General features: G+C 59.2%; 12 protein-coding genes. 3 read left to right on the top strand and 9 right to left on the bottom strand.

Annotation, left to right across the window (positions count from 1 at the left end; all coding sequences use genetic code 11):
• Position 1: 1 nt before the first annotated feature.
• Complete coding sequence (locus FIV08_RS04260; RefSeq protein ID WP_216646170.1) at positions 2–982, bottom strand: AraC family transcriptional regulator; 981 nt, start codon at positions 980–982, stop codon at positions 2–4.
• Between the two features lie 114 nt (positions 983–1,096).
• On the opposite strand from FIV08_RS04260, the gene FIV08_RS04255 reads away from it, so the two are divergent.
• Genes FIV08_RS04255 through FIV08_RS04245 form a run of 3 tightly spaced genes read left to right on the top strand, consistent with a single transcriptional unit; the run spans position 1,097 to position 5,557 of the window.
• Entirely contained in the window at positions 1,097–2,710 is a 1,614-nt protein-coding gene (locus FIV08_RS04255) for an FAD-binding dehydrogenase (protein WP_152437443.1), read from the top strand.
• A 4-nt stretch (positions 2,711–2,714) separates the two neighbouring features.
• A complete protein-coding gene (locus tag FIV08_RS04250; protein WP_152437442.1) occupies positions 2,715–3,902 on the top strand; it encodes an L-lactate dehydrogenase in 1,188 nt (395 codons plus the stop codon).
• Positions 3,899–5,557, top strand: a complete 1,659-nt coding sequence (locus tag FIV08_RS04245; RefSeq protein WP_152437441.1) for an acetolactate synthase large subunit — start codon at positions 3,899–3,901, stop codon at positions 5,555–5,557. Before FIV08_RS04250 ends, FIV08_RS04245 begins: the two co-directional genes overlap by 4 nt.
• Positions 5,558–5,632: 75 nt before the next feature.
• Here the strand turns inward: FIV08_RS04245 and FIV08_RS04240 are convergent, their stop codons facing one another.
• The 8 genes from FIV08_RS04240 to rimK form a co-directional block, all read right to left on the bottom strand.
• Positions 5,633–7,327, bottom strand: coding sequence for a methyl-accepting chemotaxis protein (locus FIV08_RS04240; RefSeq protein ID WP_152437440.1), 1,695 nt, complete (start codon positions 7,325–7,327; stop codon positions 5,633–5,635).
• Between the two features lie 147 nt (positions 7,328–7,474).
• Complete coding sequence (locus tag FIV08_RS04235) at positions 7,475–8,827, bottom strand: sigma-54-dependent transcriptional regulator (RefSeq protein ID WP_152437439.1); 1,353 nt, start codon at positions 8,825–8,827, stop codon at positions 7,475–7,477.
• The gene (locus FIV08_RS04230; protein WP_152437438.1) at positions 8,824–10,638 is read right to left on the bottom strand and encodes a sensor histidine kinase; all 1,815 of its coding nucleotides are present in this window, start codon (positions 10,636–10,638) and stop codon (positions 8,824–8,826) included. The genes FIV08_RS04235 and FIV08_RS04230 overlap by 4 nt, the downstream gene beginning before the upstream one ends.
• A gap of 107 nt (positions 10,639–10,745) precedes the next feature.
• Entirely contained in the window at positions 10,746–12,941 is a 2,196-nt protein-coding gene (locus FIV08_RS04225; protein WP_152437437.1) for a TRAP transporter permease, read from the bottom strand.
• Between the two features lie 84 nt (positions 12,942–13,025).
• Positions 13,026–14,003, bottom strand: a complete 978-nt coding sequence (locus tag FIV08_RS04220; protein WP_152437436.1) for a TAXI family TRAP transporter solute-binding subunit — start codon at positions 14,001–14,003, stop codon at positions 13,026–13,028.
• Positions 14,004–14,243: 240 nt separating this feature from the next.
• Positions 14,244–14,669 (bottom strand): secondary thiamine-phosphate synthase enzyme YjbQ, encoded by a 426-nt coding sequence (locus FIV08_RS04215; protein WP_058091873.1) that lies wholly within the window; start codon positions 14,667–14,669, stop codon positions 14,244–14,246.
• Between the two features lie 14 nt (positions 14,670–14,683).
• Positions 14,684–15,751 (bottom strand): succinylglutamate desuccinylase/aspartoacylase family protein, encoded by a 1,068-nt coding sequence (locus tag FIV08_RS04210; RefSeq protein ID WP_061333304.1) that lies wholly within the window; start codon positions 15,749–15,751, stop codon positions 14,684–14,686.
• Between the two features lie 6 nt (positions 15,752–15,757).
• Positions 15,758–16,663 carry a 30S ribosomal protein S6--L-glutamate ligase gene (gene rimK / locus FIV08_RS04205; protein ID WP_058091875.1) on the bottom strand — a complete coding sequence of 302 codons (906 nt, stop codon included), beginning with the start codon at positions 16,661–16,663 and terminating at the stop codon, positions 15,758–15,760.

Below are 16,663 nucleotides of genomic sequence, written 5' to 3'. Positions count from 1 at the left end.
ACTAAGGTAACTCCCGGCGCCAGCGCGCCGGGGGCATCCCCGTCCAGCGGTGGAAGGCCCGGTAGAAGGTACTCGGTTCGGCGAAGCCGAGGGATAGTGCAATATCCGCCAGGGACTGGCGGGATTCTCGCACGGCCGCCAGGGCAAGTTCCTGGCGCACCTCATCCAGCAAGCTGTTAAACGTGTAACCCTGAGTCTCCAGCCTGCGCGCCAGCGTCCGCTCACTGATACCCAACGCTCCCGCTGCCTCTGCCCGACGGGGCAAGGTTGGCCCGACACGTGCCACCAGCCATTGCCGCAGATCCTCTGCCGACACCGCTCCCTTTTCCAAGGCTGCCAGGCGCCCGGCATTGTATTGCTCGTGTACCTGAGCCAGGGCCGGGTCTGCCTGTGGCAGAGGCTTGTCCAGCATCTCATGACTCACCAGCAGACCGCTGAATGCCTGTTCAAAATCCACCGGGCAGCCAAACACCTCCCGATAACCGCGAACCGGCCCCAACCGGGCCTGACTGAACTGAACCCGCACCGGCCGCACCGCCGATCCCGCTATCCAGTCTGTCAGGCTGACCACCGCCGACAATACGGCCTCAATCTGGTGCGGACTGAATGCCAGCCGGCCCTGCCTTGGATGGTAGACAATCCAGGTACCCCGGCTGCCGGGCAACATCTGAAAACGCCCACCGTCGGAGATCAGGCGCTGATATTTCTGCACCAGGGTAATGGCTTCGCGCAGCGTCGCCGCACTCTGCATGGCAAAACTGACGGCATCAATGCTGGCCGGGCGCACGCCCGTGCCCACTTTCAGACCAAAACCCGGATCGTGGGTACAGCGCTCGGCGGCGTGCCAGAGCCGGGTAATGAAATCGATGGGCCAGCGCTCCCAGGCCAGTGCCTGTGCTGGCAAGCCCGCAGTTTCGAGCAACACGGTGTCGCCAACCCCCAGACGGCGGGCGGCATCGATCACGGTGTTGACCCATCCCATGGAAACGGTGGCTTCTAAAGTCAATTATTCTGGCCTCTGAAGTCAATTCAGATCCGATCATAGCGTTATATGGTCTGTAACAACAAAACCAAAAACACAGTTTGGACATGCACCATGGCAAAACCTGATTGCTCAGACATCCTTATTGCCGGCGGCGGCCTGGCGGGCATGGTTACCGCCCTCGAAGCCCTGCGGGCGGGCAAGACTGTTACCATCGTTGACCGGGACACTCCCGAACGCTTTGGCGGCCTCGCGTTGTGGGCCTTTGGTGGCATGGCGCTGATCGACACCCCACTGCAGCGGCGTATGGGAATTGCCGACTCGCCGGAACTGGCCCTCCAGGACTGGCTGCGCTTTGGTGAACTGGACCCCAATGATGAATGGCCCATGCAGTGGGCCCGCTACTACGTTGAACATTCCCGTTCCGACGTGCACGACTGGCTCGCCAACGAGGGCATTAAATTCATGCCGGCGGTGAACTGGGTAGAACGTGGCCGGTTTGGCGATGGCAATAGTGTGCCCCGCTACCATGTTACCTGGGGCACCTCCCGGGAATTGGTGCGCTGCATGGTTAACGCCCTGCATGAGGAAAATGCCAGCGGCCGCCTCACCATTCATCACCGCCACCGGATCACCGGGCTGGACCATCAGGCGGGTGAGGTCTGCGGCGCCATTGCCATCAACGAGGAAACCGGCGAAGAGGTCCGGTTTGAGGCTCCCAGTGTGGTGCTGGCCATGGGCGGCATCAACGGCAGCCACGCCGAATGCCGGGCCAATTGGCCCAAACATCGCCCGCAACCGGCCACCATGCTTAACGGCGCCCATCCCTTTGCCGATGGCAAGCTGCACCACTGGGCCAAAGACCACCTGGGCGCGCGCATTACCCACGCCGGCGAAATGTGGAACTACGCGGCGGGCTTTCCCCACCCCTACCCGCATTTCCCGGGCCATGGCTTGTCTACCATTCCATGTAAATCCGCGCTCTGGCTGAACCACCGGGGCGAGCGCATCGGGCCGGAGCCCCTGGTGACCGGCTTCGATACCCACTGGCTTTGCCAGCGCGTGGCCGAACAGGAAAAACCCTGGACCTGGCACCTGCTGAACCGGCGTATCGCCCTGAAAGAATTTGCCATCTCCGGTGCCGAACACAACGCCCGCATCCGGGACAAGCAATTTCCCCTGTTCCTGAAAGAGCTGCTGCTGGGTAACAAACCGCTGGTGAATCAGATGCAGAACGAAAGCCGTCACTTCCTGGTGGACGACACCCTGGAAGGGCTGGCGAAGAAAATGAATGCCCTCACCTGCTCCCTGGACGTCGACGCCGCCACCTTGAAAGCCACCGCCGATGCCTTCGATGCCAGTTTCAGCAAGGGCAATCAACTGAACAACGATCCGCAAATCCGCATGATACGCCATGCCCGGCAGTGGGGGCCGGACCGGCTACGCACCTGCAAACCGGCACCACTGCAAAAACCAGGGGCCGGCCCCTTCATCGCCATCCACATGCAACTGACCACCCGCAAGAGCCTGGGCGGCCTGCGTACCGACCTGCAAAGCCGGGTGCTGGATGCCAGCGGCCAGCCCATCCGAGGCCTGTACTGTGTGGGTGAAGCGGCCGGTTTTGGTGGCGGCGGCAGCAACGGCAAGCGATCACTGGAAGGCACCTTCCTGCCCGGTTGCATTCTGACTGCCCGGGCGGCCGCCCGTTCCATCACCAACGGAGGCTGACACCATGCCCCTGAGATATCCGGCCACTGCCGCCGATTACCAGATCCTCGCCCGCCGTAAACTGCCCCGTTTCCTGGCAGACTACCTGGACGGCGGTGCCACCGAAGAGCAAACCCTGCGGGCCAATGTCAGCGGTTGGCAGGATATCGCCCTGCGCCAGCGTGTTCTGATTGATGTCGACAACGTAGACACCCGCGCCCAGCTGGCCGGCCAATCCTGCAGCATGCCAGTGGCCCTGGCGCCCCTGGGGCTGGCCGGCATGATGGCACAGCGGGGAGAAGCCCAGGCGGTAAGGGCAGCCAATGCCGCCGAGGTACCGTTCACCCTATCCACCGTTGGCATCTGCCCGCTGGACGAAGTGAAAGCCGCCGCCAATGCACCCTTCTGGTTCCAGTTGTACATGATTCGTGACCGGGAGTACGTGGACACTCTGCTGAAAAAAGCCTGGAATGCCGGCTGCCAGACCCTGATTTTCACCATCGACCTGCCCCTACCTGGCCCCAGACACCGGGACACCCGCAACGGTCTGGACAGCAGCGGTGCCCGTTCCGTCGCCCTCAAGGCGCAGCAACTGCTGTCGCGGCCGGGATGGCTTTGGCAAGTGGCCATAAAAGGCAAACCGCTGACCTTCGGCAACCTGAGCGACGCAGTGCCAGAGGCCAGCAATCTGGATTCGTTCAAACAGTGGGTGGATACCCAGTTTGATGCCTCCGTTACCTGGCAGGCCATCGAATGGCTGCGGGAACGCTGGCCCGGCAAGCTGATCCTCAAAGGCATTCTGGAGGTGGACGATGCCAAAGCAGCCGTCAACGTGGGTGCCGATGGCATCGTGGTCTCCAACCACGGCGGTCGCCAGCTCGACGGTGTGGCCGCCACCGCCAGCAAACTCCCTGATATCGTTGCCGCCGTTGGTAAAGACACCGAGATCCTGGTGGATGGCGGCATCCGCAACGGCGTGGACGTTTTCCGCGCCCTCGCCCTGGGGGCTAACGGCGTGATGGTTGGCCGCCCCTGGGCCTGGGCCCTGGCGGCGGAAGGCCAGGCCGGATTAACCCGACTCCTGAACACCTGGCAGCAGGAACTGAAACTGGCCATGACCCTGACCGGCGTCACCCGAATTGCTGACATCAGCGCGGCCCACCTGGATCTGCCAAACACACACAAATTGACCCAAGCTGGAGAACAACAATGACCAACGGCGCTCAGGCACTCATGAAAACCCTGGTGGATTCGGGTATTGAAGTCTGCTTTACCAACCCCGGCACCAGCGAAATGCATTTTGTCGCCGCCCTGGACAGCGAACCCAAGATGCGAGCGGTACTGGCCCTGTTTGAAGGCGTGGCCACCGGTGCCGCCGACGGCTACGCCCGGATGGCCGACAAACCCGCCGCCACCCTGCTACACCTGGGCTGCGGCCTGGGCAACGGCCTGGCCAATCTGCACAACGCCCGCAAAGGCAAGGTGCCGGTGGTCAACATTGTTGGCGACCATGCCACCTACCATGTGAAATACGACGCCCAGTTGCAGTCTGACATCGAAACCGTGGCCCGCAACATCTCCCCCAATTTTGTGCGCACGTCACAAAGCACCGAAGCCCTTTGCCAGGACGCCGCCGAAGCCATCACTGCGGCCCGGGGTTTGCCGGGCCAGGTAGCCACGCTGATTCTGCCGGCGGACGTGTCCTGGGGCGAAGGCGGCAAACCTTGTGCAGCACCAACACAGCCGCAGGCACCGGCGGCCGATGACCACGCCGTTCAGGCCGCCGCGGAGGCCATTGGCAGTGGCAAGAAAACCGCTCTGCTGCTGGGTGGCCGGGCGCTGCGTGAGCCCGCCCTGCTGGAAGCAGCCCGCATTGCCGCCCACAACGGTGTCACCCTGTTTGCTGAAACCTTCCCGACCCGTATCGAACGGGGTGCCGGCCTGCCGCCGGTGGAGCGGATTGCCTACCTGGCAGAACTCGCTACCCTGCAGCTCTCCGAGTTCGACCATCTGATTCTGGTGGACGCCAAGGCGCCGGTCTCCTTCTTCGCCTACCCGGGAAAACAGAGTTACCTGGTGCCGGCCAACTGCACCGCGCACACCCTGAGCACGCCGGAACAGGATGCCACCACCAGCCTCAAGAAGCTGGCCGATACCCTCGGTGCCAGCAGCGCTCAACCAAAGCTGCAGGCGCCTGGCCGCCCCGGACTGCCGAAAGGCAAACTCACCGCTGAAAAAGTTTGCCGGGCAGTGGGCGAACTGATGCCCGAGAACAGCATCATTGTGGATGAATCCATCACCTCCGGCCTGATGCTCAACGCCATGACCGCCGGCTCGCCGAGGCACGACATGATCACCCTCACCGGCGGTGCCATCGGGCAAGGCATGCCGAACGCGGTCGGCGCGGCCATCGCCTGCCCCGACCGCCAGGTTTACGCACTGATCGGTGACGGCACCGCCATGTACACCAACCAGGCCCTGTGGACCATGGCCCGGGAAAACCTGAGCGTGACCACCATTATCTTCAACAACGCCTCCTACTCCATCCTGAACGTGGAGCTGGAACGGGTTGGTGCAGAAGAAGCCGGGGCCAAGGCCAAGTCTCAACTCGACATCAGTGGCCCGGTGACCAATTACGCGCTGCTGGCCCAGAGCATGGGGGTGCACGGCACCCGGGTGACCACCGCCGAAGAACTGATCAAAGCCATGGAATACGCCAAACACAACCCCGGCCCACACCTGATCGAGGCGGTGGTGCCAGAATCTTTGAATGGCGTGAAAAGAAAGGTTCTGCCCTGGCTGCTGAAATCGCTGCCGAGCCTGCCAAGGCCACTGACCAAGGCGCTTAAGAAGAAAATTGCGCCCTGAGGGGCCAGAAGAAAGGGCGCAGCCACCGAGAATGGCTGCGCCCGGCTAAAACCTCACTCAAGACTCTGATCTGTACTACACCCGGTAGCGGCTGACCTCGGCCGTCAATTCACCCGCCAATGATTTCAGGCGCTGGGTGGCATCCCCCGCCCGGCGAGTCCCCTGGGCCGTTTGCTCGGAGATCGCCACGATCTCATGAACATTCTGGTTGATGGTTTCCGACACACTGGTCTGCTCTTCCGCAGCACTGGCGATCTGGGTATTCATATCGGTGATGGTGTTCACCGCCTGAGAGATACGCTGCAGGGCTTCGTTCACCTGCCGGGTCTCCTCAACGGTGGCTTCACTGCGATCACTGATGGCTGCGATCAGCTTCACCGCGTCCTGCGCACCTCTCTGTAGTTGCTCGATGGTTTTCTGGATTTCCTGAGTACTTTGCTGGGTACGGCTGGCCAGAGTACGTACCTCGTCGGCGACCACGGCAAAGCCACGTCCTGCTTCGCCGGCCCGGGCGGCCTCGATGGCGGCGTTAAGCGCCAGCAGGTTGGTCTGGTCAGCAATCTCCCGAATTACCTCCAGCACACTGTCAATCTGCCGGGAATCCGTTCCCAGCTTTTCAATCACCTGCACACCTTCTTCGACTTGTTGTGACAACCCACCGATCACCTCGATCGCCTGGTGCACCAGCCCTTGCGCGTCTGTCACCTGCACCATGGCATGGCCGGCGGAATCCGAGGCTTCACTGGCGTTACTGGCTACCTCCTGGGCAGCTGCGGTCATTTCATTCATGGCCGTGGCCACCTGATCGCTCTCAGACTTCTGCCGGTCTACGCCCTGCTCGGCCTCCACCATCACGTCGTTAAGCTCTTCGGTAGCGCCGTTAAGTGTCTCAGACGATTGCCGCACCTGCTTTACCAGGCCGTGTACCTGATCGGCAAAACTGTTGAATGCTGTCGCCAACTGACTCAGCTCATCTTTTCCACTCACCTCCAGCCGACGGGTCAGATCACCGTCACCACTGGCAATACCAGTCATGGCACCCACGGCAGATTTGAGCGGCCGTATAATGCCGCGCACCACAATCAGGGCCAGGAATACAATGATGGCGAGCGCCACAAGGGAGGTAGTCACAGAGCCGATAATGGCCGCTGCCAGCGATTCGCCAACCCGCCCTTCCATGCCGGCCACCTGGCTCTCAAGACCGTCAATCCAGAAACCAGTGCCAATCATAACCCCCCATTCCGGCAGCATCTCGGCGTATCCCAGTTTGGGAGCCACCGCTCCGGTATCCGGGTGTTGCCAACCATAAGGAACATAGCCTCCGCCCCGCTGGGCCACACGCACCAGCTCACGAATCAGGTAGGTACCGTTAGGGTCCTGAAACCCCCATAGATTCCGGCCTTCCAATGACGCATTGACGCCATGCATCACGTTCACACCGTTGGTGTCATACGCAAACAGGTAGCCCTCACTGCCGGAGTCATCGAAACGCAGCTGCCGCAGGATATCCCAGGCTTGTCGCTGAACCTCGGGATCGTTTGCCGAGCCAGGCTGTTCATAGAGATGCTGTATGGAGGTTTTTGCTAACTCGAGATAGTTCCTGAGTTCCTGGCGTTTGCTGGCCTCCATGTCTTCCGAGAAGCTGGCAACTGCTTGCTCACCGATCGAGCGGGCCTGATTCAGGTTATAGGTGGTCAGCAGTGCGGTCAGAACTATAACCGGCACCAGTGCCAGCAACAGCACCCGTGCCTGGATGGTGAGCTTATTCATGAGATGTGTCTTCCGTAGTTAGGATGGCAGTGGGAGAGATCCACTAAAAAAGATTAGCAATCCTACAGAGAAACACACGACAGATTTATTGAGGAAACCTCGTAGTTTGTAAAACAGGCGCAACCGAAGCGTTATCTTTTGTAACCGTCAATCCTTGAACTCCGCCTTATCCAAACCATGCTTCTTCATCTTGTCATACAGCGTTTTCCGGGCAATACCGAGCTGGACCATGGTGTCCTTGATACTGCCATGGCAGGCGTTGAGGGCACTGACAATGGCAGAGCGCTCGAAGCTATCCATCATCTCCGACAATGTCTGCCGGCCAGCAATACTGGGACCACTCGCGGAATCGCCTTCTTCCAGGGCCGCCGGACCAAGCAGCACGTAACGTTCCGCCAGGTTTCGCAGTTCACGAACGTTTCCGGGCCAGGAATGCTGCATCAGCCGGGCGGCTTGTCGGGCCTCCAAGGGCACGCTTTCGCGGTCATAACGGGCGGCGGCGATCAACGCAAAATGGTGGAACAGCTTGGGGATGTCTTCCTTGCGTTCCCGCAACGCAGGAATATCCACCTTGACCACGTTCAGGCGGTAATAAAGGTCTGAGCGAAAATCGCCTTTGTCACTGAGTTCTTTCAGGTCGGCCTTGGTGGCAGCAATAATCCGTATATCCACGTCCACAACCTGATTACTGCCCAGGCGCTCTACCCGCTGTTCCTCCAGCACCCGCAACAGCTTTACCTGCAAGGGCATCGGCATGCTTTCCAGTTCATCCAGAAACAATGTTCCCCGATGAGCATGTTCAATTTTACCGATGCGGCGCTTGTCAGCCCCGGTAAAAGCACCCGCCTCGTGGCCAAAGAGTTCGCTTTCGATGAGATGCTCTGGCACAGCACCGCAGTTGATCGCCACGAAGTTGTGACCACTGCGAGGACTGTTTTCGTGAATGTAGCGTGCCAGGGCATCTTTACCCGAACCCGTCTCACCATGCAGCAGGACGTTTGCCGAGATATCCAGCACCGGGTCTATGGTGGCCATCACCCGCTGCATGGCGGGCGAATCGCCCAGTATCCTGGGGCCCGGCCGGGCCAGGTGTCGCAGCTGGGCTTTGAGTCGACGGTTTTCCAGCGCAAGATGACGTTTTTCCAGAGCATGTCGCAGCAGCTCAATTAATTCCTCGTGGTCGAAGGGCTTCTCAATAAAGTCGTAAGCCCCTCGCTGCATCGCCGATACAGCCGTACTGATATCACCCTGACCGGTCAGAAGGATCACCGGAATATCCTCGTCCGTGGCCCGGACACGCTCCAACAGCTCCAAACCATCCATGCCGGGCATGTTGTAATCACACAGGACAATACCTTCGAAGCTGGGATGGATCTGTTTCAGGGCTGAAGCACCATCGGCGAAACAGACCACCGGGATATCTTCCAGCGCCAGGGTCTGCTCCATCAGCGGCCGGATATCCGGGTCGTCATCCACGAAAAGGACGGAAGCTGTTGTCATTCGTCTGCCCTACGCTGTTTCAGTTTCAGTACAAATTCAGCACCGGGGCCATCGTCACGGTTAAGGCCAATGAGACTTCCCCCAAGCGCCTCGACAATCTGGCGCGAGATAGACAACCCCAATCCCAGACCCTGCTTGACCGAGCGAGTCGTAAAGAAAGGCTCGAACACTTGTTCTGTGTTGCCGGGAAGGCCGTGACCATTGTCGCGTACCCGGCAATGCCAGTATTCACCATCGTCTACAATCTTAATATCGATCCACGGCTGGTCTCTATCTTCCAGTGCCTGGACAGCGTTCGCAATCAGGTTAACCATCACCTGCTCAATGCGGATGAGGTCACCATGACACATCACAGGATATTCGGGCCGGCACCAGTGTATTTCGATGCCGGAACTGCTGTGCTGGGCACGAATGATCTTCAGAGCACCATCGACAGCCAACCGCAGATCAACCACCGATGGCGGTCCCTCAGACTTACGGGCAAAAACCTTGAATTGCCGGATCAACTCCGCCATTTTGTCGCACAGGGAGACAATTTCCCCAAGGTTGGCATCAACCATATCGGTTGAACCCCGCTTAAGGAACATCCGGCTGTTGCGAGCGTATCCCTGGATGGCCGTCAGTGGTTGATTGATTTCATGGTTCAGTCCGGCAGACATCTGCCCAAGTACCGCCAGTTTTGCCGCCTGGATCAGCTCGTGTTGGGTTTCACGCAACTCCGTCTGGGCTCTCTCCCGTTCCTGGATTTCACCCAGGAGTTGATCGTTGGATCGCTTCAGGTCGGCTGTGCGCTGGGCAACCCGACGCTCAAGCTGCTCTCCCCGCAGGGCCAGCTCCCGCTCACGACGATATCGCTCTCTCAGGTACAGCCAGGTAAGGAAGCCAGCCAGGAACAGCGCCAGTCCGCCGGCCACGAACCCCGCCCGGGCCCAGAGTACCGGCCGGGTTGCGGTCAGTACCATCAGGCTCCAGTCCAGCCGCGGTAAGTCGGCCTGCACCGCCAGGTAGGTTTCAGCCTTGCCACTCTCCCCCAATCGGACACGCAACGAATGCTCGGCGAGCCCCCAGGGCTGTCCGATTACCGAAAAATCGATTGGCGGCAATGCTCGCTCGGGGTAACGCTGATGGACCCTGTCAGCTCTTTCACCATCGTTCCCCGTGCCGAAGTCCCTGTAAAGCCACTGGCTGCGGCTGGACAGAAAACTGATGCGATCCCCATCCAGCACGACCATCTCGGCCTGCTGAGGTGACTCTGGGCGATGCCACTGGGATTCCAGTTCATGTACCAGAACCTTGATGGCCACAACGCCCAACATGTTACCCCTCTGATCACGCACGGAATGGGTAAAGTAGAGGCCACGCTCCAGGGACCGGGAGCCAAGGGCAAAATATGCGACAGCTTGCCCGGTTCGTACCGCTTCTGAAAAATAGGGCCTGAAGGCGTAATTGTTGCCGACGAAGGTGTCAGGCTGGCCAAAGTTGTTGGCTGCAATGGTCAAACCGGACAGGTCCATCAGGTAGATGTCGGAGCCCCCAACAATGGTTGCCATCCGCTGCATTTGTTCATTCGCCCTGAGCACCGTAATCGAATCGTCTGGTTGCTTAAGCGCATCCGCCAGCAGCGGGTGTTCAGCAATCAATGCCGGAACCGGAAGGTACCGGTTCAGCTCATTGGCCACCAGTTGCCGGTATCGAAAGGCCTCCTGCAAGGCTTCACTCTCCAGTTGCCGGTAGCCATACCAGCCACCGAGCATCCACGAAGAAAGCAGAGTGATAACCAGAAGGGCAACAACGCTGAACCGCTGGGGCATGAGACTTTGTTCCGAGAAGCTTAGAGGGGCTCAGGTCAAGCCTAGCGCCCCCGGTCTGGCAGGACAACCCGCTTTGCAGCAGGCTGCCCGGCCAGGCACAGGCCAGGTCAGGCGGCGGCCAGAGCCGGTGCCACCCTGCGCTGGATAAAGATCGCCAGGAGTGCCAGCCCGATACCCGCGAGATCAGTCCATAAACCGCCCTCGATGGTGAGCAAGGCCGCAACCACCAGCAAAATCCGCACCGGAACCGGCGCTGTAGAGCGGGCGAACCAGCCCAGTACACCTGCCGACAACAGATACACGCCAAAGGTTGCCGTCATCAACGCCCGGGCAATCTCAAACCAGCCGCCGTCCATCAACAAGGCACTGTTGTAGAAGAACATGAACGGCACAATAAACGCAGCAATACCGATACGGAAGGAGGCCACGGAAGTAGACATAGCATTAGCGCCGGAGATACCCGCTGCCGCATAGGATGCCAGGGCCACCGGCGGTGTAATCGCCGAGACAACGGCAAAGTAGAACACGAAGAAGTGTGCCGTGAGCGGTTCAATGCCCAACTGGACCAATCCGGGCGCGACAACCGAAGCAGCAACCGCATAAGCCGCGGTGGTTGGCATGCCCATACCCAGCAGGATGGAAATGAACATGGCAAACACAAGCGCCAGCAGGTTGCTATGGGCCGCCACATCCAGAAGTAACACAGAGAAACGGGCGCCAACACCGGTCAGTGATATCACCCCCACAATCACACCGGCCGCAGCACAGACCACGATAATCTGGATGGACATGTAGGCCGCTATCTCGAACGCGTGCAGAATCTGGCGCAACCCCATCTTGTTGGGCGAAATCCAGCTCACCACCGCCGCCGAAATAGTGGCTAGTGTGCCGGCACGAATCACCGAGTAGCCCTGAAACAGCGCCACGATAAGGATGATGATGGGAACAAACAGATAGACCTGGCGCAGCATCAGCCGAAGGTCCGGCAGTTCGTCCGCGCGCATACCCCGCATCCCCAGTTTCTTGGCCTCGAAATCAACCATGAAGTACACCGAGGCGAAATAGAGAATCGCAGGAATCACCGCGGCAATGGCAATCTCCGTATAGGGGATGCCAGTGATCTCGGCCATGATGAACGCGCCGGCGCCCATAATCGGTGGCATGATCTGCCCGCCCGTGGATGCCGCCGCCTCAACTGCGCCAGCCGATTTTTTGCTGTAGCCAACTCGCTTCATTAACGGGATGGTCAGGGATCCGGTAGACACCACGTTGCCGGCACTGGTGCCGTTGATCATGCCCATCAGACCGGAAGCGAAGATGGACACCTTGGCCGGACCACCCCGGGAACGGCCGGCCGCCGCGAAGGCGAAATTGACAAAATAGTCACCGACTTTCGAAGCCTGCAGAAACGCGGCGAAGATGATGAACAGAATGATGTAGGTTGAGGACACCGCCGTGGTGGGCCCCAGAATACCCGCATCGGTGTATACCTGGCTGAAGAACCGTTGAACCGAGAGCCCCGGATAGCCAAGGAAACCCGGCAGGTACGGGCCTGCAAACACATAAGCCAGAAACACCAGGGCAATGACCACCAGGGCCATGCCGGCTACCCTGCGGGTAAGTTCCATAATCAGCGCTGTGCCTGCCACTGCCGCAAAGGAAATTCCCACGGGGGCGAAGGCGGTGCCGGTGGTCATACGCATGGACGTGTTGAAAACCACCAACAGATACGCTGCGACGGCCACCGAGCAGATGATCAAGACCAGGTCTGGCACACTGAACCGGGCACGATCACGTTGATGGAACCAACTCATCACAATGCCCACGCCAGAGGCGGCCAGCAGAGGCCAACCAAAGTGCCAGGTTTCCAGCTCGGCGGGAATCCGCATGGCGCCGTCCAGAATCATCTGATGGAATACATAGATCTGATACAACACGTAGACTGCAGGAATCAGGGCAACAGCCGCAAACCAGGTGGTCCAGCGATGCCGAACACCGCCTTCATCACCGGACACGAACCGCGCACCGGCAAACAGGACAAAGCCCAGCACCAGCGCTCCAGCCACGTGCACAATTCGGAACGACCAGGTTTCCATGGGCGCCACGTTCAGTATGTAGAGATGAAAAGCAGAATAGGCAATGGCCAGCATCACCACGAACTTCATCAGAACACCGGTGAACAGTCGGCGGTTGGCCTCTACGGGTTCGTCATCCACATTGTGGGCTAGGATGTGGTCTTCATTGACCGTCAGATTTTCTGCAAGCGGTGTGTCTCCACCACTCTGGAATGGTTTTTTGTTCATGATAAGTCCTGCCTGTCCGGGAGGCGGTAAATCGGTAACGAGCGGTTGCCAGTGAGCTGCAAAGTGGCCCACCGGCAACATTCATCAGTGTTTGATAGCCGCGTCGTCGATGGGGTAGCCGTTCTCGTTAAACCAGCGGGCCGCACCCGGGTGCCATGGCAGTGCCTGGTTCTGGGTATAGTTTTCGGGGACAGAATGAAGGGCAGCCCGATGGATTGACACCATCTCGGCATTGTTCTCCATGGTCAGTTTGGTGACTTCGTATACAAAACTTTCAGGCATATCGCAGTTCACCATGGCGAAGTTCCACATCGAGACCACACGGGAAGGCTCATCCAGTGACTGATAGGTGCTGGCCGGAATAATGAATTCAGACACCGGAAAACTGTCTGTGATCGTTTTTGCTTCGTTATCATTCATGCCAATAACGTTCACATCAGTCTGCACCTCCAACTGACTGACCGCCGGAATGGGAATACCTGCGGCGAAAGCCACCACATCAATCAACCCGTCCTGAAGCTGTCCACCAAGATCGGACCAACTTCCATTGCGACGTTTAAAATCAACACCCAAAGCTTCCATCATGCGCGGAAAATAGGTATCCGAAGTGGAGCCAGCGGGACCAAACCCGATCGTTGCACCAGGTGGAATATCCGAGATCGAAGCAATACCGGAACTGGATAACGCGGCAATAGAAAAAGGAGTCTCGTACATCGGGAACATGGCGCAGACATTATCCATCTTCATTCCCGGAGCCAGGGGGCTTTGGCCATCAACCGCTTCCCGGGCGGGGCCCATGGTGGTTAAGCCGAGCTTTAGATCACCCGTATGGACCAGCGCCATGTTCTGAACCGGGCCACCGGTGATTTCAGCCCCACCAGAGACCCCCAGATTCTTCGCCACAAAGTTTGCCCAGCCAGATCCGTAAGCGAAGTAGGTTCCGCCCTGGCTCGCCGTACCGACGGTAAAACTGGTCGGCCAGCCGGAACGATCCTGAGCCAGAACAGGGGTTGCAAAAACAGCGTAGGCGAGCGCAGTCGCCGCAATGGATTGGAATCTCATAATGAGTGCTCCCGATTGGTCTTGTTGGTTGGGTGCTGATGAGGCCAGAGAAGAGCCCCGCTGGGGGAAGCAATCAGCAAGCACCAGGCCAGATCGGGAAAACGGCCAAAGAACAGAAGGTTAAGTCTTAGTTGCTGTTATCGGACGGTGATAATGGGCGGGTTCCCACCCATCAGTAGAATGAGTTTGGGTAGGCCACCACCCATCCGGGCCCGATAATATCCGTGAAGTTAATGTGGCTTACCAACGCCCCTGCAACGTTGCCACAATTTTCCGGCTACCGGCGTTATCCCGGTGTTCACACACATAGATACCCTGCCAGGTACCCAGGGCCAGATGGCCGTGACTGATGGGCAGCGTCAGTGACGGGCCGATCATCACACTCTTGATGTGGGCCGGCATGTCGTCCGGGCCTTCCATGGTGTGCTCATAATGCGGAGCATTCTGGGGCACCATAACGTTGAAATGACGCTCCAGGTCGCCCCGGACATCGGGATCGGCATTCTCGTTGACCGCCAGGGAAGCGGAGGTATGCTGGATGAACAGGTGCAGCAGCCCCACTTCGCAGTTGGTCAGTTCCGGCGCCTGGGCCAGAATTTCATTGGTGACCAGGTGAAAACCCCTGGGCAGCGGGGCCAGTTCGATGGTGTTCTGGTGCCAGATCATAGTACCAACTCCGGTTATTTTTGCAGTTCGTCCCAGGGGTGTACGGGCACTACCGCGTCTTCCGACACTTCGCTCTCGAAGGAGCTGCGGAAGTAGTCCATGGCTTTTTCAGCTTCGCCCAGCTCGTCGAAGCGGGCGATGTGATAGATGGCCTCGCCTTCGTTCACCAGTGGCAGGTTGTTCACACAGATCACGATGCCGGAACAGGGGGACGTGATCGCCACCTCCGACTCACCAAAGGGATCCGCCACCATGGCCAGTTTCTGACCTTTACGCACCTTCTGGCCGAGGCTGGCCACGGGGCGCATGATGCCGTCCATATCCGCCCGCACCCACTGTGAATTAGCCGCAGTTTCAGAGCGCTTTCTGGGCGCCCTCGGGCCTTTCTTGGCAGGCACCATTTCCAGTTCCCGCATCACCCGGATAATACCCTTCACACCGCTGGCGATAACCACATCATCAAAGCGCAAGGCCTCACCGCCTTCAAAGGTGATGACCGGAATATCCAGGGAATCGGCGTAGGCCCGCAGGCTGCCTTCCCGAAGACCTGCATTAATGATGATGGGGGCGCCAAAGGCATCCGCCATTCGGGAGGTTTCCGGGTTCTTCAGCTCGGCCCGGATTTGCGGCAGGTTGAAGCGGTGAATGGCGCCGGTGTGCAGGTCGATAATGTGGGTGACCTTTTCCATAATTTGGGTGCGCAACAGGTAGGCAATGCGGCCGCCCAGCGAACCGGTTTCCGAGCCCGGGAAGCAACGATTCAGGTCCCGGCGGTCCGGCAGGTAACGGGTGCGCTGCACAAATCCGAAGATGTTAACGATAGGAACTGCCACCAGCGTGCCCCGCAGGTGCCGGAGTGCGCCGTTTTTCAACACCCGGCGGATTATTTCCACACCGTTGATTTCATCGCCATGAATCGCACCACACACCATCAGCACCGGGCCGTCACGGCGGCCGTGCACCACTTCCACAGGAATGTGCAGCGGTGTATGGGTATAGAGTTTGGCCACCGGGACTTCCACAGTCTCACGGGTACCGGCTTTTACCTGTACGCCAGCGATTTCAAACGGTGCTCTTGCCATGCGCGCTTATCCCCTGCCCCGGGTTTTGGTTTTCCAGGGTTTGTAGTTCTTTTCTGTCCAGTTAATGATCATGCCTGCCACGTTCTTGCCGGTGGCATTCTCGATGCCTTCCAGGCCCGGCGAGGAGTTTACTTCCATCACCAGCGGGCCACGGCTGGAGCGCAACAAGTCCACACCCGCCACGTTCAGGCCCATGGCCTTGGCGGCGGTAATAGCGGTGCGGCGCTCTTCCGGGGTAATGCGGACCAGCGAGGCCGTGCCGCCCCGATGCAGGTTAGAGCGGAACTCACCCTCGGCGCCCTGGCGTTTCATGGCGGCAATGACCTTGTCGCCAATCACAAAACAGCGAATGTCAGCGCCGCCGGCTTCCTTGATGAACTCCTGCACCAGGATGTCTGCCTTCAGGCCCATAAAGGCCTCAATCACTGATTCTGCCGCCTTGCGGGTTTCCGCCAGCACCACGCCAATGCCCTGGGTACCCTGCAACAGCTTGATCACCACCGGCGCGCCGCCCACCATTTTCAGCAATTCCGGCACGTTGTCCGGCTTGTTGGCAAAGCCGGTGACCGGCATGCCCACGCCCTTACGGGCCAGCAGCTGCAGGGAACGCAATTTGTCCCGGGAACGGGTAATGGCCACGGATTCGTTCAGCGGAAACACACCCATCATTTCGAACTGGCGCAGTACCGCAGTGCCGTAGAAGGTGACCGAGGCACCAATCCGGGGAATCACCACGTCGAAGTCTTCCAGCACTTCTTCGTGATAGTGGATCAACGGGTTCGCAGAAGTGATGTTCATGGAGCAATGCAAGGCATCGATCACCTTCACTTCGTGGCCACGGTTAATGCCTTCCTCCACCAGACGCCGGGTTGAGTACAGGTGACGGTTTCGCGACAGTACCGCAATTTTCAT

This window comes from Marinobacter sp. THAF197a (assembly GCF_009363275.1).
In the GTDB taxonomy this organism is placed as follows: Bacteria; Pseudomonadota; Gammaproteobacteria; order Pseudomonadales; family Oleiphilaceae; genus Marinobacter.
Note: the sequence above shows the minus strand (reverse complement) of the source record. Positions and strands in the feature narration are given on the sequence as shown.

Bases quoted from the DNA above. Each gene is read 5' to 3' on its own strand.
- FIV08_RS04260 (WP_216646170.1), bottom strand. From the start codon at position 982: ATGGGATGGGTCAACACCGTGATCGATGCCGCCCGCCGTCTGGGGGTT.
- FIV08_RS04255 (WP_152437443.1), top strand. From the start codon at position 1,097: ATGGCAAAACCTGATTGCTCAGACATCCTTATTGCCGGCGGCGGCCTG.
- FIV08_RS04250 (WP_152437442.1), top strand. From the start codon at position 2,715: ATGCCCCTGAGATATCCGGCCACTGCCGCCGATTACCAGATCCTCGCC.
- FIV08_RS04245 (WP_152437441.1), top strand. From the start codon at position 3,899: ATGACCAACGGCGCTCAGGCACTCATGAAAACCCTGGTGGATTCGGGT.
- FIV08_RS04240 (WP_152437440.1), bottom strand. From the start codon at position 7,327: ATGAATAAGCTCACCATCCAGGCACGGGTGCTGTTGCTGGCACTGGTG.
- FIV08_RS04235 (WP_152437439.1), bottom strand. From the start codon at position 8,827: ATGACAACAGCTTCCGTCCTTTTCGTGGATGACGACCCGGATATCCGG.
- FIV08_RS04230 (WP_152437438.1), bottom strand. From the start codon at position 10,638: ATGCCCCAGCGGTTCAGCGTTGTTGCCCTTCTGGTTATCACTCTGCTT.
- FIV08_RS04225 (WP_152437437.1), bottom strand. From the start codon at position 12,941: ATGAACAAAAAACCATTCCAGAGTGGTGGAGACACACCGCTTGCAGAA.
- FIV08_RS04220 (WP_152437436.1), bottom strand. From the start codon at position 14,003: ATGAGATTCCAATCCATTGCGGCGACTGCGCTCGCCTACGCTGTTTTT.
- FIV08_RS04215 (WP_058091873.1), bottom strand. From the start codon at position 14,669: ATGATCTGGCACCAGAACACCATCGAACTGGCCCCGCTGCCCAGGGGT.
- FIV08_RS04210 (WP_061333304.1), bottom strand. From the start codon at position 15,751: ATGGCAAGAGCACCGTTTGAAATCGCTGGCGTACAGGTAAAAGCCGGT.
- rimK (WP_058091875.1), bottom strand. From the start codon at position 16,663: ATGAAAATTGCGGTACTGTCGCGAAACCGTCACCTGTACTCAACCCGG.